This window comes from Nitrososphaerota archaeon, assembly GCA_029785825.1.
Taxonomy (GTDB): Archaea; Thermoproteota; Nitrososphaeria; order Nitrososphaerales; family Gagatemarchaeaceae; genus UBA183.
The window spans coordinates 1,247,375-1,272,556 of sequence record JAFLYY010000001.1 but is presented as its reverse complement, the minus strand read 5'-3'; the positions used below and the strand labels follow the sequence as shown (position 1 = coordinate 1,272,556).

Genomic DNA, 25,182 nt, shown 5'->3' with positions numbered 1-25,182 from the left:
CCGTGGACCCCCTGATCTTGCTCGACCAGGCGGTGGCCCAGGGAAAGGTGCCGAGGGTCATGGCCAAGAAGGTCCGGACCAGGCTGGGATACGTCCAGGGAGCAGTGACCAGAGTCGAAAGGGCAAGCGGGCTCCGTTATCCTCCTTACTACATCGAACCGAGCCTTCCGGTCTCCAAGACCGGGGCAGAGTATGGACAGATGGGGGTCCTCTTCGCGAGGGTGATCCCCACGACCGTCAACGGTAGCGTCCTCATACTCGTCCAGTTCTCAGCCGCCCTGGTGGCGTTCGGCACGAAGGCCACCATAGAAGCCGTGGCAGCCCACGAGTTCACCCACTACATCGAGCTCGTGAGAAGGCTCAGCACCAAGGACGTGGCCAGCGACGAAGTGGCTACCACCCTCTACGAGGCGTCGTACGCAGACTCGGAGCACCTTGTGCCTCCGAAGCTGATCTTCTCCGAAAGGGCGCTCGTCTCCCTGCTGAGCCGCAAGTTCAAGGAGAACCTCTCGGACGCCGCCCTCAACAAAAAGGTCGGAGAGTCCTGGATAGGCAAGAACCTCCCGATAAGGTGGGTGGGGCCCGAAGAGAACTTTGTGAAGCTCCCTATGGGGGCTGTGGCTTCGACTAGGTTTGATCCGGCAGTCTTGTCCAAGGTCGCCGAGCTGCAAGAGAAGACCCGGGCTTGAGGCTGACCGATTCCGAGCGAGTTTCCCTAGCGGGGCTCGCACAGGGTCTGGCAGGTCACGCCGAGATCTCGGGGGTGGCCGCCTACGGGTCCAAGGTAGCGGGGTACTCCAGGCCCGACTCAGACTACGACCTGATTGTCGTCCTGAAACGCTTCAAAGAGGGGGTTCGCTACAGGTATGTGGACTCCCCGCTGGAGGCTTCGGCTCTGATGGTGGACGAGGGGATGATGGTGGAGGACGCGCGCTCTTCCTACCTCGGGGAGTTCGTAGTGGGCCGGCTGCTCAACGTCTACGAGCCCCTCTCAAGCCCCGAGCTCTTCCGGTCGGTGGAGCTCGAGTACAAGCGGAGGGTCGCCATCGAAGCGCTCCTCGACCTCTCCTCGGACTATGGGGAGTTCGGACGGCACCTTCTGATCCCCTATGACTACTTCCTCTTCGACAAGCTCCACAGGAGGTCTTCCATCTACCCCCCCGCGGCCTACAGCTACGTCCACACCTACACGTCGAAGCTCGGGGACGAAAACAGGCGGATCTCCATCGAAGGGTTCCGGGCCGCCGTCGAGCCGCTCCAGTCAAGGGGGCTGATCGTGGCAGGTGCGGACGGGGTCAAGATGGTCCCGGAAAAGCTCAGAGGCGACGCCTTCACCAGGGTCCAATCGATGTTCTCTGTTACGGCTCGCGGGGTGACGCAGTACGCCGTCCACGGGTACGCAGGGAGGGTCGGTCCCTCGGTGTTCAGCAGGGAAGCGCTGTCGAAACTCAGGAGGATGAGAGAGGCCCCGCCCCGCTTCGGGCCCCTTGAGCGTCCCCGGTCGCTCCTGCAGCTGCGAGAAGGCTCGGTGATACCAGACGCGTCTCTTCTGGTCAGCGAGCTAGCCGGCATGCTCGGATTCGAGACCTATTCCACGGCGGAAAGGGACATCGGGGAACCCTACTCGACGACGCGGGTGCTCACGTTCACGGCCGGTGCCATGTCGAAGTCGGTGGTCGTGAAGAACTACACAGATGTGAGGTCGCTGAAGTGGGCCCTGCTCGGGATCTGGGCGTCTGCGGCCAACAAGTTCAGCACCGGCTCCCTGTCACGGTTGGAGCGGGAGTACGGGTCGACCCTCGCCCTGAGGGACAAGGGGGTGCTCGTCCCCAAGATACTGGCAGTGGCTCCCGCCGAGCGGATTCTGATCAAAGACTACGTCGAGGGGCCCACGCTAGCCTCGGAGATCAACTCCTTCCTGAAAGGGGGGGCGGAGGAGATGCCTTCCGTCTCAGCCTACGGCGCCCTCATGGCACGGGTCCACGGCGGGGGGATGGCGCTGGGTGACGCGAAGCCCAGCAACGTCATAGACGCCAAGGAGGGACTGTACCTGACCGACCTGGAGCAAGCATATGCCGGCGGAGACCAGGCATGGGACGTGGCCGAGTTCCTCTATTACACCGCAAAGCTCTCGAACAGGGAAGATTCGATGAAGAAGGTGGCCACGGCTTTCCTCGACTCGTACTCGAAGGGGGGCGACAGGACAAGCGTCGCGAAGGCGAGGGGGTCGAAGTACTTCGGGCCTTTCAGGCCTTTCCTCACTCCCGGGATGGCGAGGATGCTGAAGGACCTGATGGCCGTCTATGCCTAGGACTTCAGGTAGGTCGTGTATCCACAGTGGCCGCAGGTGAGCCTATTGCCGTGCTGGGCCATGAAGTATCCCTTGCCGCATCGCGGGCACTCCTTCCTTAGCCTGCTTAGGGATTCCCCGTCTATCTTGTAGAGCTTGTGGACCTGTATCCTCCGCTTCGGGGCTTTCGGCTTCTCTTTCTTCTCCGGCTTCTTCTCTTCGGCAGGTGGAGTGGGCTGCGCCGGGGCAGCAGGAGGTGCGGGAGCTGGAGACGGCTGCTTCGACAAACCTACTTCTTCGCCTCTGGGGCGGGGGCGACGCCTTTCTTCTTCCTTTCTTGCTTGAGCTTCTCGCGCTCTTCCTTGGTCAGCGTCCTCTCTTCGAGATACCTAAGGTGGATTCTTTTCTTTGACTCGGCAGACCCGTAAACGTAGAACCTTCCGGTGAGCTTGGTGGTCCCCGACTGGCCCTCCAGCCTTATGAGGGCGACGTTCTCGGGTGGGACCCCCATCTCTTGGGCTACCGCCGCTATCGCCTCCTTCCTGGATATCTTCCCCGCCCTGTCGTCGAGGAACAGCTCCACGTAGGACCTGTCCAGGACCTTGGACTCGGACTTCTTCTCGACCTGCAACTTTGGCCCACCCGGATTTCACGAGGATATTAAGTTGAAGAGTCCACTGAAAACAGAGTGAAACTAGGCGAGCCTCTTGATTCCCATCTTCGCAAGGAGCGCCCTGTTCCTCGACTTCGACACCCCGTCCACCTTCACTGCCACGACACCCGCCCCCGGTTGCCCATAGAGCACCATGGCGGAGACCGGCGCCATTCCAACTGCCAGCAGGGCCATGAGATCCTCCTCCCCGTCGACGAGGACTCTCACCGGCTTCCTCCCCCCGAACGCGTCCCTCATCCCCGCTATCGCCTCCGCCGTGAGCACCCCCGCAGGGTTCTTCACCTCCACGAGCCTGGTGTAGGGGACCGACGGTGGCTCCCTCTTGTCCCGTCTTTCCAGGCCGTCCACCACCTGGATGTCGGGCACCCTGCCGAGGGACCCGGCGGTCTCCGTCACCCTGTCTCCGACCGTGATCAGCATCGAAGCCTCGGTCAGGAGGCGTCTGAAGCCCGGCTCTGCCGACTCCTTCGAGTCAAAGACCCGCCCGAGAGGGATCGAGAGGGTCTGCCTCAGCTCTCCAGAGAGCCTGTACGCCCGAGGCAAGGGGCTAGCTTACCTTTAGCGCGTACCTGCCTGGCTTCGTGATCCCGAGGGTCTTTGCGACCTGGGATTTCTCAGCGTTGATTATGACTATGAGCCCCGACCACTCGTTGCTGAGCTCCGTCGAGCCGTCGTTGGGGCAGGCCTTCTCGGTCGTCAGCGCCTTGCACTTGCGGCAGGCGAGTTCCTTCATCGTCTACTACTTCTCCGTTCTTTCGGCAGCCTTCCGAGCCTTCCCTGCCTTCGCCACCTCTTCATCAATCCACTCGAAAGCGCCGAGGAACGGCTGCCTGCATGTGACGCCTATCTTCCCCATGGATATTCCGTGGCCGAGGCTGACCGCTGTTATCCTCACTCTGACTTTGCTCCCGACCCGGAGGGTCCTCTTGCTCTGGGAGGCGGTGATTATTCCGGACTTCACGTCGCTGGTGAGGTAGTCGTCCATTATCTGACTCAGGTGCAGCAGTGCATCGGCTGGTCCGATCCTGACGAACGCACCGAAGTCGGTGACCTCGACTACCTCTCCCTCGACCAGCTCCTGTTTCAGGGGGTAGAACGAGAGCACTTCGAACTTCACCCTATGGTAGGTGGCGCCGTCCCCGGCGATGATTTTGCCTACCTTGTCCACGTCAACCTTCGTGACTAGGACGAGGTACCCCTGGTCCGGGTTGATGGTGCTCTCATACTTCAGCTTCAGCAGCTCCAGAGCTACCTTCTCGAGGGGGGACCCAAACTTCTCGGGGGGGACCCTGACTACGTCGTTGAGTTCGACTAGTTGAAACATGAACTATCCAGAAACTATCGCACCCCTTCGAATCAGCGATTTTAATCTTTAGCCGCCATGAGACGGTCTCTGCCGGTCGTCGAGGAGCGACACCGCCATTGCCCTCTTGTGGGCAGACCTCCGGTGCATCTCAAGGGCCTTCTCGGCGACGCTGACAGGTACCCCTCCCCTGAAGGCCGCCTCCTTAGCGTGCGCCTTGAGGTCGAGGAGGGAGCTAAGCACCGCATCGAGCTTGTCGTATTCGGCTGGGATTTCGTCGGTTGCCTTCTGTCCCTTCCACAGCTGCGGAGAAGCGGGCTTCTCGACGAGCCTTCTCGGGAGCCCAAGATGAGCACCTAGCTGCCTGACTTGCGTCTTGTAGAGATGCGCAATAGGGAGGAAGTCGACGCCTCCGTCGCCGAACTTGGTGAAGTAACCCAGCGCCAGCTCGCTTCTGTCCCCAGTCCCGGCCACAAGGTAACTCAGGTTGTTGGCATAGAAATATGAAATCACCATCCTCGTCCTGGCTTCCAAGTTGCCCCTGGCGACCCTTGTCCCTTCGACGTCCACGGACGCCAGAATCGACTTCACGACCCCAGTGATCGGGACGGTCTTGGTCTCTATCCCCCAGGAGTCTGCCAACGAACGGGCGTCCTTCGTGTCCTCCTCGGGCGTATGGTCTGACGGGAGGAGCAACCCCAAGACCTTCTCCCTTCCGAGGGCCTTCACACACAGGGCGCCCACGACGGAGCTGTCTATTCCGCCGCTCAGGGCGACCACCGCTCCCTTCGCGGAGGCCCCCTCGACGACCTCACCGATGAAGGAAGCTATCTTTTCAGCTTCGCTGGCGCGTATCTTGGGGACGGACGCCAAGGCCGTCTGGCAGGCGGCGTCGGTGCTTAACAGCCTTTCTGAGAGACCTCTCCGGGAGCGTCAATCCAATGCTACCCTGTTTCCCCTCAGCGTTACGACGGAAACGTGAGCCGACTTCAGAGTCAGCACGAGGTCCCTGTCTGTCGTGGCTACGGCAGCCTTGGCGGAGACTGCGGCAGAAACAATCTCGTCATCGACCGTTCCGGCACCACAGGGGATCCTGACGAACTTGGACGCGAGGGCCAGTGCCACGCCTGCTGTCCTAGCCCTCTTCCCGCTCCCTTCAGAGATCTTCCGGAGCTCTATCTCTACGCACTCGAGCAGCAGAGGCTGGAACCCGCCGAGGTCGTCGACCATATCTTCGAACCAGGTGGTCGGCCTCTCGACCACGCCCATCAGAAAGCTGCTGTCGAAAATGACCTGCAAGCCCTATTTCAGGACGCCCGAGCCAATGAGACGCCACCTCTCGGAAATCCTCCTGCTTATCGCCGCGCGCATCCCCATCTCTATCGACACGGGTTTTTTGAGGTCCAGCTCCACCACGTCTCCCCTCACGGAGGTGGCTACAGCCAGCGACGATGCCGTCCCGAGGTTGAGCCTGACGGTCTCTCCGAGCCTGACCTTCTCCACCTTTACGAGGTCTGCCGACCCGACCGCCGTCTCGAGGAGCGCCACGTCCAATGTGACGTGTTCGAGGGTGTCCGGAAGGGTCCCTGCTCTGCCTATCACGCTCCCGACCATCTGGTCCCCCTTGACGAACGTCGGGTCGAGGTGAGTGCCTACGGCGACCAGCCCGCCGGGGCCGACCTTCTCTGTCTGGCCGGCGCCTGTCTCAAGGCTCGACACCTTCGTGATCACAGGTACGAACTTTCCGCTCCGCTCTTCGACCATGCCTGGCCTCAGCTCAATCTCGTCTCCGACCTTGAGCTCACCCCTGGTGAGGCTCCCTCCCAGCACCCCGCCGACCAGTCCTCCGACCTCTCTTCCCGGCCTGTTGACGTCGAAGCTTCTTACAACGTACATGAGAGGGCTGGCTCCTGCATCTCTCTTTGGGGTTGGGATGACGTCCTCTATCGCCTGAATCAGCGCGTCTATGTTGAGCTTCTGTTGCGCCGAGATGGGGATGATCGGGGCGTTTCCGGCGACCGTGCCTGAGACGAACTTCTGTATCTGTTCGTGGTTCCGTTCGGCTTCCTGGTCGGTTACCAGGTCGATTTTGTTCTGAGCGATGACTATCTTCTTCATCCCCAGCATCTGGAGCGCCTGAAGGTGCTCCCGGGTCTGAGGCTTGGGGACAGGCTCGTTGGCCGCAATCACCAGGAGGGCCCCGTCCATCAGGAAGGCGCCGGCGAGCATATTCGTCATCAGGCTCTCATGGCCCGGCGTGTCTACGAGACTCACAGCCCTCAGCAGGTCGGTCTTCTTCCCGTCGATGGTACAGACCTTGCTAGTGGAGAAGCTCCCCGGTCCATGGTCCACGGGGCACCTGTAGAACGCGGCGTCGGCATACCCTACCTTGATGGTGATGCCCCGCTTCAGTTCCTCAGAATGAGCGCTTGTCCAGACGCCCGTAAGGCTCTGGGTGACGGTCGACTTGCCGTGGTCCACGTGCCCCGCCGTCCCGATGTTGACCTCCGGCTGCCTGGGAAGGACTGGCCCTTCGGGCGCTGGCTCTACGAGCTTCTGCCCTGACAATAGGGTGCACGTTCTGAAGGGCCTTTTAAAGTTCGGCGGAAACATCTGTAGTGGTACCGGCGGCGTTTCCGTCAGGACGCTGTGAAAGGCCCGGTGAGGCTCAAGGGGGCGAGGACTGGGCTAGACCCAAGGCGGCCGCGGGCGTGCTGATGCTGGCCGCAAAGACGAAGGACGCGTCCGACACCGCCCCGGAGAGCCCGCTGACCCTGGACATCAGATCCATCTGGAAGCCGCCGGTGTTGGCGGAAGAGACGGTTCGGCTCGGGGCGCAGGCGATGGACGAGACTCCTTCCTCTTCCGGGTCGTGCTACACCATGGTCCTGGCGTCCTATCTCGGCCGGCGGGGTATTGCAACATCATAGTCGAGATACCGTCTCACAGGCTCCTTGGGATGACCAGCACGGTCACGACCGTCCGGTATTGAGGGACTCTCTGTCGGGACCCTGACCACGTCTGCTAGGCCGGCTCTTGAACTGTTTTGATCGGAAGGTCGACGCCATATCTTTCCTCAATCTTCCTGAGCACACTCGAGACCCTCCCCTCCGTCGCCATCCGGTCCATCTCGCGCATGAGCCTGAGGCTCGCCAAGACCCTCCTGTTGGTCCTTGACGCGTAGGGGATCGACTTCACTTCGTTGTAGAGTGCCGCCCTCTCCTCCTTCGTGGGTCGCCTGCCGTAGTCTCGCTCGAGCACGTCATCGATCTGCCTCAGGGTGTCCTCCAGGCATACGTCCGGGTTGGAGTAGCCGAAGAAGCAGTTCCTGCAGTCGGCCGAGAGCATCTCTCTCATCGGGCCCCTCTCGTTGACCCTGTAGTGCCTCAGCGGATACACGTACCCCTGAGTCTTCAGGCGTTCGGCCAGCTTGTATACGGCGCCTATGCTCAGACCCTGGGCGAGGATCGCCTCGTACAGCTCGGCGACGGAGCCTCCGGGGCCGGTGCAAAGCACGGACATCAGCATCTCCTCGGTCCATATGGGGAGCGCTGCTACCTTCCTGTCCAGGGTCTGCTGGATGAGCCTCCTGTCGGACGCGAACTCGGTCAGGACTTGGGCGAGGCCGTTCTCGTCCTTCGAGTGGAAGAGTTTCTGAAGGGCTTGGCCGCATTCCTTCACAGTAAGCCCTGAGGCTTCGGCGACCTCCTGCAGCCCAACGCTGACCTTGAGCCAGTCCTCCCTCTCGCCGAGGTAGGCGAGGGCCCACAGCGCCTTGAACTCGTTGTTCCTCCACTCCCGGCGCACGAACCAATCGAACTCTCTGAGGGCCTTGACGGCGGACCCGCGATGAACGAGGAAGCTGACGTGCCCCTGGCGGACCTTCTTCAGCCCGAGCGAAGCGGAGACCTTATCGATGCGCGCTTCAGCCACGGAGTCCCGCGGCACCACGAAGACACGCCCAGAGGTGTTCTCCACCACGAAGGGTGGGCGGGTCGTGTAGACCTCTTCACTCCACTCCGTGGGAGCGAAGGTGCCGAACAGGCTCATCGGGACTTTCAATGGAACTTTCCGTCTTGTAGACGTGGCGAGGATTTACCGCTATTCCCTAATTAGTTAGCATTAATCGAATATACGACCCAGGTACTATTTCGACTACAAAATGATGTTATAGTTTTACGAGCCGCCGCGATTCGTTGACGCAACGACTCGCGGTCGGGAAGAAAGAACTCGGCCCGGGGGCGATTACCCGCGAGCCAATCAACGCATCGAAGTTTTCGAAGCCGCTCGCGCGAGTCTACATAATCCCCGAGAGGTGCAAGGAGTGCGACTACTGCTGGACCTTCTGCCCGAACGAGGTGCTCGAGATGTCGGACGAGATTAACGCCTCGGGGTATCGGCATCCGAGGGTGAAGGCCGGCAAGGAGAACGACTGCGTGAACTGCGGCATGTGCCAGGCCGTCTGCCCCGAGTTCGCAATCTACGCCAAGGAGGTGCCGCTGCAGTGAGCAGCACGGGGGCGATGAAGCCCGGGGACTACTTCACCATGGGGAACTTCGCGTGCGTCGAAGGAGCGATACTTGCTGGGTGCAGGTTCTACGCGGGGTACCCGATTACGCCGTCATCTGAGATCTTCGAGAGGGCCAGCATCAGGTTCCCTCAGGTGGGCGGAAACGCTATCGAGATGGAAGACGAGCTCGCGAGCATGGCTGCCCTCGTTGGGGCCTCGTTCGCAGGCGCCAAGGTGATGACGGCGACGTCGGGGCCCGGGTTCAGCCTGATGCAGGAGAACATTGGGCTCGCATACATCATGGAGGCTCCGATCGTCTTGGTGAACGTCCAGAGGGCCGGGCCTAGCACCGGTGTTCCCACCCTGGTGGGGCAGGGAGACATGATGCAGGCGAAGTGGGGGAGCCATGGGGATTTGGAGACCATAGCCTATGCCCCCAGCACCGTCCAGGAGTTCTTCGATTTCACGGTACAGGCGTTCAACACCGCCGAGAGGTTCCGAACCCCTGTGTTCGTCATGGCTGACCAGGTGGTGGGGATAATGTGGGAGCGCCTTCATGTGCCTCCTGCCGAGGAGGTCGAAGTCGTCCACAGACTGGAGGTGGAACTGCCAACCGCACTAGACAAAGAACACCCCCTCTTCGATTATGCCAGGGACTTCAACCCGATGCCGATCGCGGGCACCGGCGTCCACGGGAACCTTGACAGCCTGACCCACGACTCGCTCGGGTATCCGACCACTGACCACGACTGGTCCGACAGGATGACCAGGCACCTGGCGGGGAAGATCAGGAACCACACACGCGAGATATGGCGATGGGAGGAGAAGTTCCTCGATGACGCCGAAGTCGCGGTGGTGTCATACGGCAGCGCAGCTCGCTCGGCCCTGGCCGCCGTAAAGAGCGCCAGAGCGAAGGGGATCAAGGCGGGGCTCCTGAGGCTGCAGACCCCTTGGCCCTTTCCCGACGAGGTGGTCGAGAAGCTCAGCAGGAAAGTATCGGGGATAGTCGTCGCGGAAATCAACGCGGGACAAATGGTGCACCCGGTAAGGGAGAACTCCCGCTGCCCGGTGGTGGGGGCCAACTGGGCGCCGGGGACACTGATTGAGCCCAGGGCTATAGTCGACGCCATGCAGGCGGTGGTCGCCTCGTGACTACCCCACAGACGCGCCAGGGCGGTTCTGAAATCAAGGTACAACATCACGTCAACGACGAGCTAATCAGATCAGAGAGGCTCCCAAACATCTGGTGCCCTGGGTGCGGCATCGGCATCGTCGTGGGGGCCTACGTCAGGGCCATCCAGAAGTCGACGATTCCGCGTGACAGACAGATTTCGATATCGGGGATTGGGTGCACGGGGCGGGTCTCAGGGTACCTGAACCTCGACTCCTACCACACCACCCATGGCAGGGCGGTCGCCTTCGCGACCGGGATGGCGGTGGCCCGACCAGAACTGGAGATCACCGTGGTCGCCGGGGACGGGGACCTGGGCGCCATCGGAGGGAACCACCTGATCCACGCCGCGCGCCGCAACGTCGATCTGAACGTCATCATGGTGAACAACTTCAACTATGGGATGACGGGCGGACAGCACGGCGGCACCACCCCGTTCGGGGCGAAGACCCACACGTCGCCCTACGGCAACGTCGAGTCCCCTTTCAACGTCCCCTATCTCGTCGCCGCGGCTGGGGCGTCATTCGTGTCACGCTGGACCGCCCTGCATGTCCGGCAAATCACCGCCGCCATCAGAAGGATGATGGAGGTGAAGGGGTTCGCCTTCATGGAGGTCATCTCGCCGTGTCCGCCTACCTTCGGGGAGTTCAACGGGTTCCCCGATCCTCTCGACATGATGAAGTACTTCAGGGACAAGGCTGTGGTCGACCATCGAGCCGACCTCTCCCAGATCGGCATGACTGCGCGCCCTGAAGATAGCATAGTTGTGGGGAACTTCGTCGACAGGAGGAGGACCACCTACCAAGAGGCATTGGCGGATCTGAGGGCGAGGGTCGCTCCCCAGGAGGTTGCGAAGAAATGAAGTTCGAAGCTAGGATCACGGGACTCGGAGGCCAGGGCGCAATCACCGCAGGGCACATCTTCGGCAGCGCAGCCGCCCTCCATGAAGGGAAGGAAGCCGTCGTGACTGAAGGATACAGCCCATACGTGACCGGCGGTTGGTCCAGGGCAGACATCGTCGTCTCAGACGAGCCCATCGACTACCCGCTGGTATCGAAACTCGACGCATTGGTGACGATGTACCAAGAAGGTCTCGACCTTAACCTGAAAATGGTGAAACCTGGCGGGGTCGTCGTAACCGAGGAGAAGCTGGTCGACCTGTCGAAGGTGGTGGGAGACAGGCGGGTCTTCCCGATTCCTGCGGGGGAGGCAGCGGAGAACCTCGGGAAAAAGATGGTGATGAACATCGTGATGCTCGGCGCCATGGCGGCGCTGGCGTCCCCGCAGTCTTTCGAGTCACTGAAGGCGGCAGTTGCCGAGAGGTTTCCCAGGGCCGCGGAGCTGAACGTTAAGGCGCTAAGCGTCGGCGCCGAACTCGCGAACAAGGCGAAGGGGAGGAGCATCGAGAGCCTTGTCTGAAGATAGGATTCTGATAATCGGGGGAGGCATTGCGGGCATCCAGGGGGCCCTAGACGCCGCTAACGCCGGAGCCAAGGTCACCCTGGTGGAGAGGAGCCCCACGGTCGGGGGAAAGATGTCGGTCTTGGACAAGAACTTCCCGACTCTTGACTGCTCCATCTGCATCGAGTCCCCGAAGATGAGCGAGGTGGGGCTCAACCCTAACATCGAGCTACTGGCCATGGCCGAGGTAGAGCAGGTCGACGGCGACGCGGGGAGGTTCAAGGTACTCATCAAGCAGGACGCAAGGTACGTCACAGACGCGTGCACGAGGTGCGGCGAATGTGTGACGGCTTGCCCTGTCATAGTGAAGAACGAGTTCGACTACGGCATGGCGGCAAGGAAGGCGATCTATGCCCCTATCGAGCAGTCAGTCCCCGGACCCTACGTGGTCGATGAGAAGAACTGCCTGAACGAGCCTCCGAACCTGCTCCCCTGCAGCAGGTGCACGGACGCATGCGGGCCTAACGCCATCGACTTCACCATGACGCCCGCGCTCATCGAAAGGGAGGTGGCCGCGGTCGTGGTGGCCACCGGGTTCGACCTGCTCGACCCGACGCTCCTCAGGGAGTTCGGGTATGGGAAGCACCCGGACATCCTGACGTCCATGGAGCTGGAGCGGATCCTTCAGGCGTCGGGACCGAGTATGGGAGAGATCGTCAGGCCGTCGGACGGGAACCACCCCGAGAGGGTGCTCTTTGTCCTCTGTGCCGGATCCAGAGACGAGAGACTGGCCCCCTACTGCTCGAGAATCTGCTGCATGTATGGCATCAAGGAGGCGTACCAGCTCAAGGACCACGGCGTCAAGGAAGTCGATGTGGCCTACATGGACATCAGGGCTTATGGGAAGGGCTTTGACGAGTTCTATGACCGCACCAGGGCGGCAGGGGTGCGATTCACTAGGACCAGGCCCGCGAAGGTCTCGCCTGACGGAGAGAGAATCAAGGTCTTCTTCGAGAACACCGAGGACGGGGGGGAGAAGATTGAGCAAGACTACGACATGGTCGTCCTCGCCACGGCCGCCATACCCGCCAGAGGGACCCCCGAGCTTGCGCGCACCATAGGGATCGGGCTCGGCCCAGATGGGTTCTTCGCGTCGGCTGACAAGGAAGGGGGCTTCAACTCGAGCACGAGGCCTGGCATCTACCTCGCGGGGTGCAGCACCGGCCCGAAGGACATACCTGACAGCGTGATTGAAGCAGGGGCGGCGGTGGCGAAGGCCCTCACCCACGTGAAGAACCGGTCCTGGCCCCAGCCCGCCGAAGTAGTTCAGATAAGCACCGAGGGGCCCCCGAGAATCGGGGTCTTCGTCTGCCACTGCGGCTCCAACATCGCCGGGGTGGTCGACATTAGGTCCGTCCTGGACTTCGCAAAGACGCTCCCCAACGTGGTCCACGTCCAAGACCAGACGTACTCCTGCGGCGCGAGCACCCTCAACGACATGAGCGCCGTCATCAGGGACAAGCAGATCAACCGCATAGTCGTGGCTGCCTGTACTCCCAAGACCCACTACGCCACCTTCCAGGGTGCGCTGACCCGCGCAGGCTTGAACCCATACCTCTTGGACATGGCCAACATCAGGAACATGGACTCTTGGGTACACAAGGAGGACAGGGAGGGTGCCTTGGAGAAGGCGAAGGACATGGTGAAGATGTCCGTGCTGAGGGCGCTGAACATGAAGCCCCTCCAGACAATGAAGTTCCCGGTCGCCCAGACTGCGCTGGTGGTGGGAGGAGGGATAGCCGGCATAGTCGCTGCGACTAACCTCGCAAAGCAGGGGTTCGAGGCACACCTGGTCGAGAAGCAGGAATCGCTCGGCGGACTGCTCAACTCGGTCACTGAAGTGGCACCACTAAGGGTGGAGTCGAAGGAGTTACTCGCCCCTCTACTCAGAGAGCTGAAGGAGAGCGGCGCGAAAATCCACACCGCGGCCACCGTCGAGACGATATCAGGGTTCGTGGGGAGCTATGACGTCCGCCTTACTGACGGAACAGAGTTCACCGCAGGTGCGGTAGTGGTCGCGACCGGAGCGGAACCCTATGTGCCCACCGAGTTCGGATATGGAAAGAACCCGGACGTGGTGACTAGCTTGGAGCTCGATGGGATGATGGAAAAAGTCGCAGGGAAGAAGGTCTCGATCATCTCCTGCGTCGGGTCAAGGAACGACGCGAATGGGTGCTCTAGGTTCTGCTGCCAGACGATGATCAACCAGGCGGTCAGGCTGAAGGAGAAGGGGAACGAGGTCAACGTCCTCTACAAAGACATCAGGACATTCACCCGCTTCGGGGAGGAGGAGTACGAGAAGGCGGGCGAGCTGGGAGTAAGGTTCTACCAGTACCCCCAGCAGGCGCTCCCCCAGGACTCGATAGAGCGCGCCAATGGGAACCTCGTGGTGAAGGACGAACTGAGCGGGAGGGACGTAGTGCTCCCGACCGACCTCACGGTCCTGAATGTCGGACTGGTACGTAAGAGGGGGTCGCCATGAGCGAGAGTGAGAAAGGGAATGTCCTCCAACAGCTCAAAGTGACGGTGGACCGTGCGGGGTTCGCACTCGAGAGCCACCCGAAGCTGGGACCTGCCGAGGCCGCGGTGCAGGGTGTCATGCTCGCGGGGACGGTCCAATACCCGAAGAACGTGAAGGAGTCGGCGCTCCAGGCGCTGGCGGCCGCGGCGAAGGTGTCGGCGATAATCTCGAGGAACGTCGTCGAACGCGAGCCCTTCGTGGCCGTGGTCAGCCCCGAAATCTGCACCAAGTGCGGCCGATGCATCTCCGTCTGCCCCTACGGAGCGATACTGGGCGAGGTCAGGAAGGAAGTCGAGTTCGTCGCGGCGGCCTGCCAGGGGTGCGGGACCTGCGTGGCCGAGTGCATGGTGGAGGGGGCGCTCACGCAAGAAGGGTTCACTGACAAGCAGATAATGGCGCAGGTGGATGCGGCCCTGGAGGAAGGGGCCAACAACAAGGTCCTGATCTACGCCTGCAACTGGTGCTCCTACGCCGGGGCAGACCTGGCGGGGGTCATGAAGATACAGTACCCGTCCAACACGCGTGTAATCAGGACGATGTGCTCCGGGAGGGTCTCTCAGAAGCTGGTCATGCACGCGTTTTCCAAGGGGGTGGGGGCGGTCTTGGTCACCGGGTGCCATCCGGGAGACTGCCACTACATCAACGCGAACCTCCAGACGGAGAAGCGGGTGGAGCGGTGGAGGACACAGCTGAAGGCGAGGGGGGTGAGCCCAGACCGCCTGCAGCTCTGGTGGGTCAGCGCCGCAGAGCCCAGGCGCTTTTCTGACAAGGCGACCGAGATGTCTGAACTGGTCGCCAAGCTGTCCGAAGCGGAGCTGCAGTCGACCGCCGCCAAGGTGAAGGCGAGGGGGGCGTAAGAAGGCGATGAGCGCCCAGTCCCCAGACGTCGAATTCAGCAGGGCGCTCTCGGAGACTGTCCCTGGCTCCCTGTCCTCGTGCTACCAGTGCGGCACGTGCACGGCGGTCTGCCCCATGAACGTCCCCGTAAGGAGGATAATGCGAGGAGCCCAGACTGCAATCAGAGAGCTGGCTATCACCGATTCTTTGTGGCAATGCGCAACCTGCAAGGAGTGCGAGGTTGCATGTCCCCGAGGCGTGGAGATCACGGGGGTGATTCACTCTCTGAGAGGCTTGAGTTACAAGGACAGGAAGGTCCCTCCTAAGCTGGAAAGCGCGCTCTGGAGGGTCTACGAAGAGGGGACCGCCTGGGAGGGGAAGAAGACCGAAAGGATGAGGTGGGCGGAGGGTCTCAAAGTAAAGGTGGGGTCGACGGCCAAGCACCTCCTCTACCTGGACGATGCGGCCTCTTTCGACCCGCGCCTCCAGCGTATCGCCCGGTCGCTGGTGAAGATCTTCAATTCCACGGGAGTCGACTTCGCAGTCCTCGGGGACAAGGAGAAGAGTTCAGGGGACGAGGTGTACCAAATTGGCGAAGAGGGGTTCCTCGAGGAGCTGGCCCAGTCTAACATCGAGTCGTTCAAGAACATAGGAGCGGAAGACATCATAACGATTTCACCTCACAGCAACGGCGTCTTCAGGGACGTCTACCCGAAGTACGGCTCACTCCCTCAAGTCCTCCATTACACGGAGTTCCTTTCCGGGATGCTCGACCACGACCAACTCAAGCTGGAACGTGCCGACGACTTCGACGGCCAGACGGTGACGTATCACGACCCGTGCTATCTCGGGAGGTACGGCGGGATATACGAAGAACCTAGGAAGCTCCTCGAGAGCGTCTCCGGCCTCAAGCTGAACGAGATGGATGACAACAGGAGCAACGCCCTCTGCTGTGGTGGGGGAGGAGGCGGGATGTACGTCGAGTCAGAGGGGGCGCGGCCTAGCCACAAGAGGATCGCCCAGGCAGAAGAGTCAGGCGCCTCGGTCATGGCCACGGCATGTCCCTTCTGCGTCCTCAACTTCGAGGATGGGGTCAAGACTGTCGGTTCGAAGGTGATGATTAGGGACGTCGCTGAAATCCTCGCAGGCTTCGTAGGGAACGGAGAGGGTTAGTCGTATGGCCGACGGAGTGCTAGTCTTCCTCGAGCAGATTGATGGCGTCGTAGAGGACTCCTCGTACGAGGTGCTCGGAAAGGGCAGGGAGATAGCGGGCAAGCTCGGCGCAAGGGTGACTGGGGTCATTCTGGGAGAGGGAGTCCAAGCGCTGGCCGAAGAGTGCGCGCATAGGGGGGCCGACTTGGTGCTGGCGGCCGACTCGCCGGTCCTGAAGAATTTCACCGCGGAAGCGTACGCTGACGTGGTCGCGGCCATGGTGAAGGAACGGGACCCTGGCATCCTCCTCATTGGGGCGACCCACAACGGCACCGCCCTGGCCGGGGTGCTGGCCGTCAGGCTCGGGGCGGGCCTCATGGCCCACGTGGTCGACTTGGAGATTGAGCGGGGGACAGGCATGTTGTTAGGCTCGGTGCCAGGATTCGGTGGAAGCATAGTCGCGATCTGCAAGTGCAAGAAAGGGAGGCCCCAGATGGCGACGGTGAGGCCCGGCGTATTCCCGGCGCCTACCCCCACGGACCAGGCAGGGACGGTGGAACCGTTCCCAGTGGCGCTCAAACCCGAGGATGTCAGGTGCCAGGTGGTCGAGAGGGCTGTCCAGCATGGGGAGGGCGTGAGGAAGGCCCAGAGGGTGGTAGTTGCAGGGCTGGGATGCAAAGACGACCTGACGTTGCCGAAGGAGCTGGCTGAAGTTTCAGGCTCGACGTTCGGCGTGTCGAGACCTCTGGCTGACAAGGGGATGGCCCCCAAGAACCTGGTGGTCGGCTCGACTGGCGTCAGCCTGAGTGCTAAGCTGGCCGTGGTGGTGGGGGTGAGCGGGGCGGCGCACTTTACGTCCGGGCTGAGGAATGTGGAGACTGTGGTGGCAGTGAACTCGGACCCATGCGCTGAAATATTCAAGCACGCTGACTATTGTGTCGTCGGGGACGCAAGGAAGCTTGTCCCCAGGCTGATTTCAGAGCTCGGGGGCGGGGGTACACGAACACAATAGTCTGCATGAAGGTCGCTCCTAAGATCGAGCAGATCAAATTCGACGAACAGCGGAAGACGATAGTGAGGGAAGGGGTGGAAAACGTGATCAACGACGCAGACAAGAACGCCCTGGAGGCAGCGCTCAAACTGAAAGATTCTACGGGAGGGAAGGTGACGGTTCTTTCGATGGGGCCGCCCTCGTTCGAGCCCTTCCTCAAGCTGGCGGTGGCCATGGGGGCGGACGACGCAGTCCTGCTCAGCGACAGGGTGTTCGGAGGTGCTGACACGTACGCCACGTCGCGGGTCCTCGCCGCGGGCATAGAGAAGCTGAAGCCGTTCGACTTGGTGATGTGTGGAGAAGCGTCATCCGACGGGAGCACCGAACAGGTCCCGCCGAGCACCGCGGGTTGGCTCGGCATCCCGCAGGTCAGCTATGTTAGCGAAATCGGAGTCGACGGGGACAAGTTGAGGGCTAGGCGCGAGGTCACAGACGGCCATGAGACAGTGGAGGTGAGGCCCCCTGTCCTGGTGAGCGTACAGCTCGGATGCAACTCCCCAAGGTTCCCCGACTTCCGGAGGAAGAGGTGGGCGGAGAACGAATTCAAGCTCAGGGTGATGAGCAACCAGGACCTCGGGTTCGCGACCGGAGATGTCGGCCTCGAGGGCTCGCGCACCGAAGTCATCGGGCTGAGCATGATGCGGAGCCCGGAAAGGAAGAAAGAACTCATACAAGGGTCTGACGACGAAGTGGTGAAGAGGCTTGTCAAGGTCATCCGTGGATAATCTACTCTCGAATGTCACATCCTGCTGGTGACCCCCGCTGAAACGTCCTCGTCAGGACGCGGCTGCCGTGACGACCACTCTGCCTGCGTCTCCCAGTCGTCGGGTTTGGCTTGCGCGATCCAGGGAGGAGCGAGTGGCCACATTGAGCGAGAAGAACGAATGACAAAGGGGGTCAACAAGCCTGTCGGAACGAGCCAAACGGAATCGCAGGCGTCTGGTCGGCCGGGCGAGGCCTGCTCCTCAGTGCGCTCTGACGAGAGTCCCGGGGTTCCCGCCCCTGAGGGCGGTGGAGAGTGCGCCTCTCTTCAGCCCGTTCACGACCGAGACGTCTATCTGATGCCGGCCCGCCGCCTGGAGCCTGAACACCTCTTGGTCGACGCAGGTGCTCGGCCTCGTGCTCATGTCGCCGGCCATGGCCCTCTTGACGAGCTTGGCTGATGGGTGAGTTACCGGGTCCTCCTCGTAGATCCCGTCGACGTCCCTGACGAAGATCACCCTCTTCATCCCGCAAGTCTCGGCGAAAAGGAAGACCCCTGCGTCGGCTCCCGTAGGGGGCTCAGACGCGTCTGCCCTGATGTGCTCCCAGATGTCGTATGGAGGGACCCCGTTGAAGACCACCGCCCTGGATATCTCGAGCATCGCTGGGAGCATGTGGACCATCTCCGCATGAGTCAGCTCGGCTATGCCGTAAGGTGACAGAAGGGCTCCGATTATGTGGGCGTTCAACTCGGTGTCTAGCCTCCTCAGCTCGGCCCTCAAGCCAAGTGGGAGACCCAGGTCGTTCGCCACAGCAAGGACATGTTTCGCCCTCTTGCCGGAACCGGCAGCCACGATGACCTTGTGCTGCTTCAGGTTCCTGCGAATCTCCGCCAGAATGGGGAGAATCGCGTCCCTCCCGGAATCGACTAGCCTTCCTCCTATCTGGATCGCGGTCACGCTCGGCATCAGGGGGTAGACCGACGCCTCGGAGCGCCTCTTCGTCTTCTCGCTCAGGAGCGAGTCCTTCATGAAGCCTGACTGCACGTGGCGGCTCTCGCCGCTCAGCAGGTAGTCTTCTCCCCTATGCTTCGATGACTGTGCCAACTTGCTCCCCTCTCAGCGCCCTGGTGATGTTCCCAGGCTTAAGGCCGTTAACTATCTGTATCTTCCTCACATGCTTCCCCAGCGCCATGAATTCGAGGACCGGCTGCTCGACGACCAGGTCAGGGAGCTTCATGCCCATGACCTCCTTCGGCGATGCCTTCGGTATGAATTCTGCGTCGGGGTTCTTCTTCGGGTCATCTGCGTACAGGCCGTCTTCGTCTTTCACGTACAGCATGCCGGCGGCCCCGAACGTCTCCGCCACTAGGTAGCACCCGGTGTCAGTCCTGTGCGGCGGGATGAGCCCTACGTTGGGGTATCTCTCCCAGAAGGCATAGGGAGGCATCCCGGGAAAGACCACCGCCCTCCTCTCCTCGAGGTCGAAAGCGAGCTTGGAGCTGAGCTCCCCAGGGTTGAGGACGGGTATTCCATATTTCGAAAGTAGCCATCCGACCATACGCGCGTTCTGAGAGGCGACGCCCGCGCCAAGGGCCGAGAGGACGCCCGTGGGGAGCCCGAACTCGATGGCAAGGCTGTAGATGTGCCTCGCCCGGGTCCCCGCTCCGGTCCCGATTATGATCTTCTTGTCTGCGAGGAAGTTCCTCGTCAGCTCCTCCACTACTGGGACGAGGGCTGCCTTCCCTCTGTCTATGATGCTCTGGCCGCCGACCTTCACCACCCAGGAGTCAGGGAGGAGCCTGAACCCTTTCTCTGATGGTCCCAATGACTCTGCGAGGCCAGAAGAACTCTTCATCGGAGCCGCGGCGTGTCCAGGTTCGTATTTAAGCAGTCCAGGGAATCCAACTCAGAAGAGCCTGCTCGACCTACCGTTTACCATCTCGTAATGGTGGTCCGCCAGACTCGCCTCCGACTGCTGCTGCGTCGTGAAGACTAGGTCGATCCCCCCGGCAGCGCAGAGTCCTCTGTAGGCGGACACGAAGTCGTCCCTATGGTCGATGTTCGAAAACGCCTCGTCTACCAGTATCGCCTTCGGTCTCGACAGGAGAGCGGTGGCAAGCGAGACCCTCTCCCTCATACCCAGGCTCAGCCTGTCAACGCGCCCGGAGAACGAAATCCCGAGCCTGTCCTTCACTCCTGAGAGCGTCGCCCCGTCGAGGGGCTCCTTCTTCACCTCGGCGCCCCAGCGGAGGTGCCTCTCTACGTCTAGGTGCGGGATCAGAGAGTCCGGGCTGACGAGCACCACCCCTCTCTTCTCGGAGGGGAGCCGGGTCACATCAGCCCCGCCGACCTTCACATATCCCGTCTTCGGGCTCAGGTTCCCGGCGACGACGTTGAGGAGTGTGGTCTTCCCAGACCCGTTTAGCCCTGACAGGCAGATGCACCCGCCGTCGTGCAGCTCCCCCGATAGGACCAGGTTCCCCCTCTGGAACGTGACTTGCACGTCAAGCAAACGAGGCGGGCTCCGCGCTCAGGGGTGCTTAAGTTGTCGCCCTGTGCTTGACGACCCTCAACGCCACCATGATGGGGATGGACACGACGACCAGGGTCGCTGAAGCGGTCACAGCGGCGTTGAGGCCGTTTGAGCTGTAGAGGTTGAAGATCAGCACGGACGCCGGACTGACACCTCCCAGCCCCAGGGGGAATGACAGAAGCGCATAGGAGATTATCACGATTGACCCGAACTCGCTCATCGCCCTGCTGAGGGCGATCAGGGACGCGCCCATTATCCCGTTCCCCGAGTTGGGGAGCGCGACCGAGACGAAAGTCTTCAGGCGCGACGCCCCGAGCCCCAGGGCGAAGTCCTCCGGGGCCCTGTTCATCGATTCGAAGAAGGGCTGCATCGCCTTGATGTATATCGGAGCGGAAATTATGGTCAGTGCGACGACCATCCCAAGCAGGGTATCGAAGAAATTGATCCCTATCGAGTTCAGGAACCTCCCCGTCGGGGTGAGGGGGCTGTCGAGGACGACCAGGGCTATCCCGATGATGGGGTGGGGGATGGAGGCAGGGATGTCCGCCAGGGTTTCGGCTGCCTCGTTCTTGCTTCTTGCCAGGTGATATGCAAGGGGGGTGAAAAGAAGTATCTCCGTGACCACGGTCAGTCCGGATGCGAGCAGGGTGACCTCTATGGACCTGAGGACCCCGACGTTGAACCCCTCGGCGGAGAAGAGGGGCCCGAACCCCCAGTAGAGGAGTGCGAAGACAGGCAAGACGAGGAGGGCAAGGGGGACATACGCGAGGGGACGTAGCCAGTTCAGATGGTTCCACTCTCAACGAGCGTCCCGCTCGTGAGGAGCTGGGCGATGGGGGCCGGGACTTGCGTACTGTTGTAGAGCTTGGCCGGGCTGAGAGGGACCATCCCGAACGCTGACATGTCAGACGAGTGCTGGACTATGTAGACTACGAACTGCAGCGCGTATGTCGTCTCGGCGCTGTTCTTGGGGACTGTGACGTACAGATAGATGGGCCCTCCCGTCTGGAGCCCCGATGTGGTCTGATAGCTGAATTGAGAGTAGAAGCTGGACAGCGCCGGGTCTCCCAGGTTCACATGGTTGGGCAGGTTCAGCGCCTGGATATGGTCAGAGATTGCAGACGACTTGTACATGAAGAGGAACTGGATCTGCCCGGCTTGGAGAGGGGCGACGAGGTCGGACGCGCTGGTGCGAGTGACGTTGCTCCCCGACTGCAGGAGCATGTCTGTGAAGTAGGAGGAGTTCCCGGCATATTCTGCGCCCGCGGCTTCAAGCACCATCCACCCTCGGAAGCCTGCGGGGTCTGTGTTGGGGTTGGAAATCCCGACTTTGACCGACCCCGATACCAGGTCTGAGAAGAAGGCCTTCCAGTCGGCGGCGCTGTTCGAGGAGTTCGCCGCCTGATAGGCTTTGAGGATCGGCTGGAATTCGCTGGGCTGTCCGGCGGAACTGGTGTAGCCGAGGGTCATCTGGTCGGCGGCGAAGGCGATCCCCCACCCGGAGTACTGCGTGCCCAAGTCGGCCGACCCGAGGGTCGGCTTCGCGACTGAAATGAATACGCTTACGGGGGTCCCTTGCGCGATCTGCGTGGCCAGGGCGTTCGAGCCGCCGCCGTTCGGGGCCGCATATGGGACCCCGGTGGAGTTGGAGAAGCCGCTGTAGAGGTAGCTCGCTTCTCGCGTGTACAGGTCGGCGGTGTAGACTATCAGCGGGACCTTCGGCTTCCCAGTCCCATAGTAGGTGACGTACGCGTAGGCGCCTACCGAGGCGACCACTATCAGTATGACGATGACAGTAACCGCGACTGTCGAGACACCTCTCCTGGTCAGGCGCATAGCGATATGCAGAGCCATGCATAACGGCCTATTTAAGCTGGCGTGTTGTGGCTGTGCCCCGTTGACCCGTGCTAAGCAGGGAAGCGCGCCCAGGACAGCCGAGTTCGAGCCCAGCTTCTCCCTTGTCTTGAAGGATGCCAGCGGGGCCACCATCGATCACATAGATGCCCTGCTCTTGCACAACATAGCGGAGAGACGTTCGATATCTGCGGCTGCCAAGGTGTCGGGGATTTCCTACCGGGGCGCCTGGGATCGCATTAGAGCGATCCAGACGAAGCTCGGCCGGGAGATAGTGCTGGCGCAGGCTGGAGGCGCGAGCGGCGGAGGGGCTTCCCTCACGGCGGAGGGGACTGCCTTGATCTCTGAGTACAGGAAGCTGAACACGTATCTCTTCGGCGCCTTGGGTGACAAGGACTTCTGGCAGCACATCAGCTACAGGCTCAGCGCGCGCAACCGCATCAGGGCAAAGGTCCTGGAGGTGAGGGAGGGGCCCATAACATCTGAGGTCAAGATGGAGATCAGGGGGCCAGGACGCCTTACCTCGATAATCTCGAACGAAGCAGTCGAGGACCTCGACCTGAAACCGGGGGACGAGGTCGAGGCCATCGTCAAGGCCACGGAAGTGGTCCTTGCGAAGACGGAGCGGCCCCTCCACCTCTGACGCTCCCCTTCACACTCAAATCATTAGGCCATCAAATGAATAGATAGATTAATTAAATCCTGCTTCGCACCCCGTCAGGCTCAGCCTTGGCTTCGGAGATTCCTGACCTCTTCATGCGGATCTGGAGGAAGTGGCGCAGCTCCTCTCCCGTCGGGAGAGGGGATGTCACCCAAGAGCAGTACTGGATACTCCGGATGCTTTCCGTGTCGGGCCCCCAGAGGATAAAGGACCTGGCAGATAGGCTGGAGTGCACCTCGAGCACCGCGTCGGTGTCGGTCAAGAGGCTGGAGAAAGCGGGTCTGGTGTCAAGAGAAAGGAACAGGGACGACGAAAGGGAGGTCAGAGTCATGCTGACGGAAGAGGGGGGGAACACGGTCGCGTCCTGGCGGAGGGAGCAGCTTGGGAACCTTTCGGCGCTCTTCGAGCGGCTGGACGCGAGGGAGAGGAGGGAACTCGAGAATCTCCTCAGGAAGGTCGCGGGGCCCGAGCCCATCGGTGAAGGCCTGAGGAGGGCCGAAGGGGTTGGCTGACATGACCACCGGTCAGGAACCGGTACGGTCTCAGGCGCCCGGCCTGAGCTCTGCGGTCCGGGTCGAGAGCCTGACGAAGGTCTACCCGAACGGCCTGAGGGCGGTCGACTCCGTGTCATTCGACGTGAAGGAAGGAGAGGTGTTCGGACTCCTCGGGCCAAACGGCGCGGGGAAAACGACAGTGATAAAGTCGATAATGACGCTCACTTCCCCGACCTCAGGACGCATCTTCATCCGCTCCGTCGACGCCTTGGCTAACCAGGCTGCGGTCAGGCAGGTGATGGGGTACGTCCCGCAGGAGGTCTCGGTGGACGGCGACCTCACGGCGTATGAGAACCTCCTGATCTTCTCGAAATTCTACTATGTCGACCGAGCGGAGCGAGGGGCCCGGATCAGGGAAGCCCTCCAATACATGGGGCTGGACGAGAGGTCAGACGACCTGGTCAAGACCTTCTCAGGCGGGATGATGCGGAGGCTTGAAATCGCGCAGGCTCTGGTGAACAGGCCCAGCGTCCTGTTCCTGGACGAGCCGAGCATCGGGCTGGACCCGGCGGCCAGGTTGGAGGTGTGGAAACACGTGAGGAAGCTGAACGAAGAGCTCCGGACCACGATCTTCCTCACCACTCACGACATGCTCGAAGCGGACAGGCTCTGCCACAGGATTGCGATAATGAACGCCGGCAAGATTGTGGTCTCAGGCTCTCCCGACGAGCTGAAAGCGGGGGTGGGGAGGGAGCTCGTCTCTGTCCGGGTGGGCGGCGGTGGTTCGGGAGGGCTCGGAAGCGGGCCCGTCGTCCTCCCTCTCGGCTTCGAGTTCATGAAGCAGGACGACGGCCCTGGTCCCGGCAGGGGAGCCCGAGGACGAGAAGACGTCATCCTGGTGGGCGGGCGAGCGGAGGAGGGCGTGCCTCAGATAGTCAGGGCCTACGAGGCGGCTGGAGTGGATGTCTCTTCCATCTCAGTCAGCAGACCCACCCTGGACGACGTCTTCCTGAAGTACACGGCAACGCGCATCGGCGAGGCCGAGGAGTTCAGGCAGGCTAAGTCAGCAAGGAGGAGCTTCAGGAAGCATGCCAGGTGAGGCTGGCGTGGTAGCTGCTACCCTCGAGGAACGCCAGAGATCAGTCCTGGTAAGGTTCGTCACCAGTTCTTTGGTGGTCGCGGAGATGGAGGCCCGTAAGATCAGGCACGCCTCCTCCGAGCTCTGGATCAGAGCGATTCAGCCGGCTCTCTGGCTGCTTGTTTTCGGATCTGCCCTGGCCGGCGTCCGGGACATAGCACCAAGCCAGTTCAGCTACATCGCCTTCATCACGCCTGGGATCCTCTCCCAGTCGGTGCTCTTCATCGCGATCTTCTATGGGGTGACTCTGGTATGGGAGCGCGACCTCGGGCTCCTGAACAAGCTCCTCGCCACCCCTGCCCCGCGCCCGTCGATCATCGTCGGGAAAGCTCTGGCGGCGAGCATAAGGGGGATTTTCCAGGGGGTGCTGGTCTTCGCTCTCTCCATCGCCATCGGGACAGGGATCAGCGTCTTTCCTCTGTACGTCTTGGGGGTCTTCGGCGTCGTGGTACTCCTTGCCATGTGTTTCTCGAGCCTATCGATGGTGATAGCCAGCATTGCCCGGACAAGGGACAGGATGATGGGGCTCAGCCAGGTGATAATATTCCCCCTCTTCTTCGCCAGCAACGCCATCTATCCGACGCAGATAATGCCAGAGTGGCTCCAGCTGATCGCGAAGGTGAACCCGTTGAGTTATGGTGTCCAGGCGGTGCGGGCGCTCCTGCTGACCCAGAACTTTACGATGCTTCCGACCGACCTCGCTGTCCTCGCAGCCTACACCCTCGCCCTGCTGTCGTTGGCATCGCTGGTTCTACGTCGTATAGCCTCCTGAGCACCTCTGAAGGTCAGCGCAGAGTATCTCGGCTTTAATACCAGACAGAACAAGCGG

Annotated in this window: 30 protein-coding genes; 16 read left to right on the top strand and 14 right to left on the bottom strand. The window is 61.5% G+C overall.

Translation table 11 applies throughout. The annotated features are described in order from the left end of the window. Nucleotides 1–2 precede the first annotated feature (2 nt). Both JRN21_06655 and JRN21_06650 read left to right on the top strand, forming a co-directional pair. Nucleotides 3–689 carry a hypothetical protein gene (locus tag JRN21_06655; protein MDG6988990.1) on the top strand — a complete coding sequence of 229 codons (687 nt, stop codon included), beginning with the start codon at nucleotides 3–5 and terminating at the stop codon, nucleotides 687–689. Continuing rightward, nucleotides 686–2,311, top strand: a complete 1,626-nt coding sequence (locus tag JRN21_06650) for a hypothetical protein (protein ID MDG6988989.1) — start codon at nucleotides 686–688, stop codon at nucleotides 2,309–2,311. The genes JRN21_06655 and JRN21_06650 overlap by 4 nt, the downstream gene beginning before the upstream one ends. On the opposite strand, the gene JRN21_06645 is transcribed toward JRN21_06650, so the two are convergent. From JRN21_06645 to JRN21_06610, 8 genes are all read right to left on the bottom strand, one after another. Continuing rightward, nucleotides 2,308–2,460, bottom strand: a complete 153-nt coding sequence (locus JRN21_06645) for a 30S ribosomal protein S27ae (GenBank protein MDG6988988.1) — start codon at nucleotides 2,458–2,460, stop codon at nucleotides 2,308–2,310. The genes JRN21_06650 and JRN21_06645 overlap by 4 nt on opposite strands. 119 nt (nucleotides 2,461–2,579) lie before the next feature. Continuing rightward, nucleotides 2,580–2,921 (bottom strand): hypothetical protein, encoded by a 342-nt coding sequence (locus tag JRN21_06640; protein ID MDG6988987.1) that lies wholly within the window; start codon nucleotides 2,919–2,921, stop codon nucleotides 2,580–2,582. Between the two features lie 63 nt (nucleotides 2,922–2,984). After that, the gene (locus tag JRN21_06635; GenBank protein MDG6988986.1) at nucleotides 2,985–3,506 is read right to left on the bottom strand and encodes a DUF359 domain-containing protein; all 522 of its coding nucleotides are present in this window, start codon (nucleotides 3,504–3,506) and stop codon (nucleotides 2,985–2,987) included. A gap of 4 nt (nucleotides 3,507–3,510) precedes the next feature. Continuing rightward, nucleotides 3,511–3,696, bottom strand: a complete 186-nt coding sequence (locus JRN21_06630; protein MDG6988985.1) for a DNA-directed RNA polymerase, subunit E'' — start codon at nucleotides 3,694–3,696, stop codon at nucleotides 3,511–3,513. A gap of 6 nt (nucleotides 3,697–3,702) precedes the next feature. Continuing rightward, nucleotides 3,703–4,287, bottom strand: a complete 585-nt coding sequence (locus tag JRN21_06625) for a DNA-directed RNA polymerase (GenBank protein ID MDG6988984.1) — start codon at nucleotides 4,285–4,287, stop codon at nucleotides 3,703–3,705. 48 nt (nucleotides 4,288–4,335) lie between these two features. Beyond that, complete coding sequence (locus JRN21_06620; protein MDG6988983.1) at nucleotides 4,336–5,139, bottom strand: NAD+ synthase; 804 nt, start codon at nucleotides 5,137–5,139, stop codon at nucleotides 4,336–4,338. A gap of 60 nt (nucleotides 5,140–5,199) precedes the next feature. After that, entirely contained in the window at nucleotides 5,200–5,565 is a 366-nt protein-coding gene (locus JRN21_06615; GenBank protein ID MDG6988982.1) for a hypothetical protein, read from the bottom strand. Between the two features lie 3 nt (nucleotides 5,566–5,568). Beyond that, nucleotides 5,569–6,879, bottom strand: coding sequence for a translation initiation factor IF-2 subunit gamma (locus JRN21_06610; GenBank protein MDG6988981.1), 1,311 nt, complete (start codon nucleotides 6,877–6,879; stop codon nucleotides 5,569–5,571). A 104-nt stretch (nucleotides 6,880–6,983) separates the two neighbouring features. On the opposite strand from JRN21_06610, the gene JRN21_06605 reads away from it, so the two are divergent. Further along, a complete protein-coding gene (locus JRN21_06605) occupies nucleotides 6,984–7,196 on the top strand; it encodes a hypothetical protein (GenBank protein ID MDG6988980.1) in 213 nt (70 codons plus the stop codon). Nucleotides 7,197–7,290: 94 nt separating this feature from the next. Here the strand turns inward: JRN21_06605 and JRN21_06600 are convergent, their stop codons facing one another. Further along, nucleotides 7,291–8,328 carry a hypothetical protein gene (locus JRN21_06600; protein MDG6988979.1) on the bottom strand — a complete coding sequence of 346 codons (1,038 nt, stop codon included), beginning with the start codon at nucleotides 8,326–8,328 and terminating at the stop codon, nucleotides 7,291–7,293. Between the two features lie 182 nt (nucleotides 8,329–8,510). Here JRN21_06600 and JRN21_06595 point away from each other — a divergent pair, with 182 nt between their 5' ends. Genes JRN21_06595 through JRN21_06555 form a run of 9 tightly spaced genes read left to right on the top strand, consistent with a single transcriptional unit; the run spans nucleotide 8,511 to nucleotide 17,694 of the window. Continuing rightward, nucleotides 8,511–8,774, top strand: a complete 264-nt coding sequence (locus JRN21_06595) for a 4Fe-4S binding protein (protein ID MDG6988978.1) — start codon at nucleotides 8,511–8,513, stop codon at nucleotides 8,772–8,774. Nucleotides 8,775–8,788: 14 nt separating this feature from the next. After that, the gene (locus JRN21_06590) at nucleotides 8,789–9,928 is read left to right on the top strand and encodes a 2-oxoacid:acceptor oxidoreductase subunit alpha (GenBank protein MDG6988977.1); all 1,140 of its coding nucleotides are present in this window, start codon (nucleotides 8,789–8,791) and stop codon (nucleotides 9,926–9,928) included. After that, nucleotides 9,925–10,809, top strand: coding sequence for a 2-oxoacid:ferredoxin oxidoreductase subunit beta (locus tag JRN21_06585; protein ID MDG6988976.1), 885 nt, complete (start codon nucleotides 9,925–9,927; stop codon nucleotides 10,807–10,809). Before JRN21_06590 ends, JRN21_06585 begins: the two co-directional genes overlap by 4 nt. After that, the gene (locus JRN21_06580; protein ID MDG6988975.1) at nucleotides 10,806–11,366 is read left to right on the top strand and encodes a 2-oxoacid:acceptor oxidoreductase family protein; all 561 of its coding nucleotides are present in this window, start codon (nucleotides 10,806–10,808) and stop codon (nucleotides 11,364–11,366) included. Before JRN21_06585 ends, JRN21_06580 begins: the two co-directional genes overlap by 4 nt. Next, complete coding sequence (locus tag JRN21_06575) at nucleotides 11,359–13,890, top strand: CoB--CoM heterodisulfide reductase iron-sulfur subunit A family protein (GenBank protein MDG6988974.1); 2,532 nt, start codon at nucleotides 11,359–11,361, stop codon at nucleotides 13,888–13,890. The genes JRN21_06580 and JRN21_06575 overlap by 8 nt, the downstream gene beginning before the upstream one ends. Then, complete coding sequence (locus JRN21_06570; protein MDG6988973.1) at nucleotides 13,887–14,786, top strand: hydrogenase iron-sulfur subunit; 900 nt, start codon at nucleotides 13,887–13,889, stop codon at nucleotides 14,784–14,786. The genes JRN21_06575 and JRN21_06570 overlap by 4 nt, the downstream gene beginning before the upstream one ends. 7 nt (nucleotides 14,787–14,793) lie before the next feature. Beyond that, nucleotides 14,794–15,939, top strand: coding sequence for a (Fe-S)-binding protein (locus JRN21_06565; protein ID MDG6988972.1), 1,146 nt, complete (start codon nucleotides 14,794–14,796; stop codon nucleotides 15,937–15,939). A gap of 4 nt (nucleotides 15,940–15,943) precedes the next feature. Then, nucleotides 15,944–16,930: an electron transfer flavoprotein subunit alpha/FixB family protein gene (locus JRN21_06560; GenBank protein MDG6988971.1), complete on the top strand. Its 987-nt coding sequence runs from the start codon at nucleotides 15,944–15,946 to the stop codon at nucleotides 16,928–16,930. Nucleotides 16,931–16,935: 5 nt separating this feature from the next. After that, nucleotides 16,936–17,694 (top strand): electron transfer flavoprotein subunit beta/FixA family protein, encoded by a 759-nt coding sequence (locus JRN21_06555; GenBank protein MDG6988970.1) that lies wholly within the window; start codon nucleotides 16,936–16,938, stop codon nucleotides 17,692–17,694. Between the two features lie 240 nt (nucleotides 17,695–17,934). Here the strand turns inward: JRN21_06555 and JRN21_06550 are convergent, their stop codons facing one another. Genes JRN21_06550 through JRN21_06530 form a run of 5 tightly spaced genes read right to left on the bottom strand, consistent with a single transcriptional unit; the run spans nucleotide 17,935 to nucleotide 22,042 of the window. Further along, entirely contained in the window at nucleotides 17,935–18,777 is an 843-nt protein-coding gene (locus JRN21_06550) for a hypothetical protein (protein ID MDG6988969.1), read from the bottom strand. Continuing rightward, nucleotides 18,755–19,528, bottom strand: coding sequence for a uridine kinase (locus tag JRN21_06545; GenBank protein MDG6988968.1), 774 nt, complete (start codon nucleotides 19,526–19,528; stop codon nucleotides 18,755–18,757). Before JRN21_06545 ends, JRN21_06550 begins: the two co-directional genes overlap by 23 nt. Before the next feature lie 51 nt (nucleotides 19,529–19,579). Next, on the bottom strand, nucleotides 19,580–20,185 hold the full coding sequence (locus JRN21_06540) for an ABC transporter ATP-binding protein (GenBank protein MDG6988967.1): 606 nt from the start codon (nucleotides 20,183–20,185) through the stop codon (nucleotides 19,580–19,582). Between the two features lie 28 nt (nucleotides 20,186–20,213). Beyond that, nucleotides 20,214–20,945: an ABC transporter permease gene (locus JRN21_06535; protein MDG6988966.1), complete on the bottom strand. Its 732-nt coding sequence runs from the start codon at nucleotides 20,943–20,945 to the stop codon at nucleotides 20,214–20,216. Nucleotides 20,946–20,989: 44 nt separating this feature from the next. Next, nucleotides 20,990–22,042 carry a substrate-binding domain-containing protein gene (locus JRN21_06530; GenBank protein ID MDG6988965.1) on the bottom strand — a complete coding sequence of 351 codons (1,053 nt, stop codon included), beginning with the start codon at nucleotides 22,040–22,042 and terminating at the stop codon, nucleotides 20,990–20,992. Between the two features lie 61 nt (nucleotides 22,043–22,103). Between JRN21_06530 and JRN21_06525 the strand changes: the two genes are divergently transcribed. The 4 genes from JRN21_06525 (at nucleotide 22,104) to JRN21_06510 (ending at nucleotide 25,125) form a co-directional block, all read left to right on the top strand. Then, the gene (locus tag JRN21_06525; GenBank protein ID MDG6988964.1) at nucleotides 22,104–22,703 is read left to right on the top strand and encodes a TOBE domain-containing protein; all 600 of its coding nucleotides are present in this window, start codon (nucleotides 22,104–22,106) and stop codon (nucleotides 22,701–22,703) included. Nucleotides 22,704–22,789: 86 nt separating this feature from the next. After that, nucleotides 22,790–23,233 carry a MarR family transcriptional regulator gene (locus tag JRN21_06520; GenBank protein ID MDG6988963.1) on the top strand — a complete coding sequence of 148 codons (444 nt, stop codon included), beginning with the start codon at nucleotides 22,790–22,792 and terminating at the stop codon, nucleotides 23,231–23,233. Then, entirely contained in the window at nucleotides 23,226–24,314 is a 1,089-nt protein-coding gene (locus JRN21_06515; GenBank protein ID MDG6988962.1) for an ATP-binding cassette domain-containing protein, read from the top strand. Before JRN21_06520 ends, JRN21_06515 begins: the two co-directional genes overlap by 8 nt. After that, the gene (locus tag JRN21_06510; protein ID MDG6988961.1) at nucleotides 24,304–25,125 is read left to right on the top strand and encodes an ABC transporter permease; all 822 of its coding nucleotides are present in this window, start codon (nucleotides 24,304–24,306) and stop codon (nucleotides 25,123–25,125) included. Before JRN21_06515 ends, JRN21_06510 begins: the two co-directional genes overlap by 11 nt. Nucleotides 25,126–25,182 lie beyond the last annotated feature (57 nt).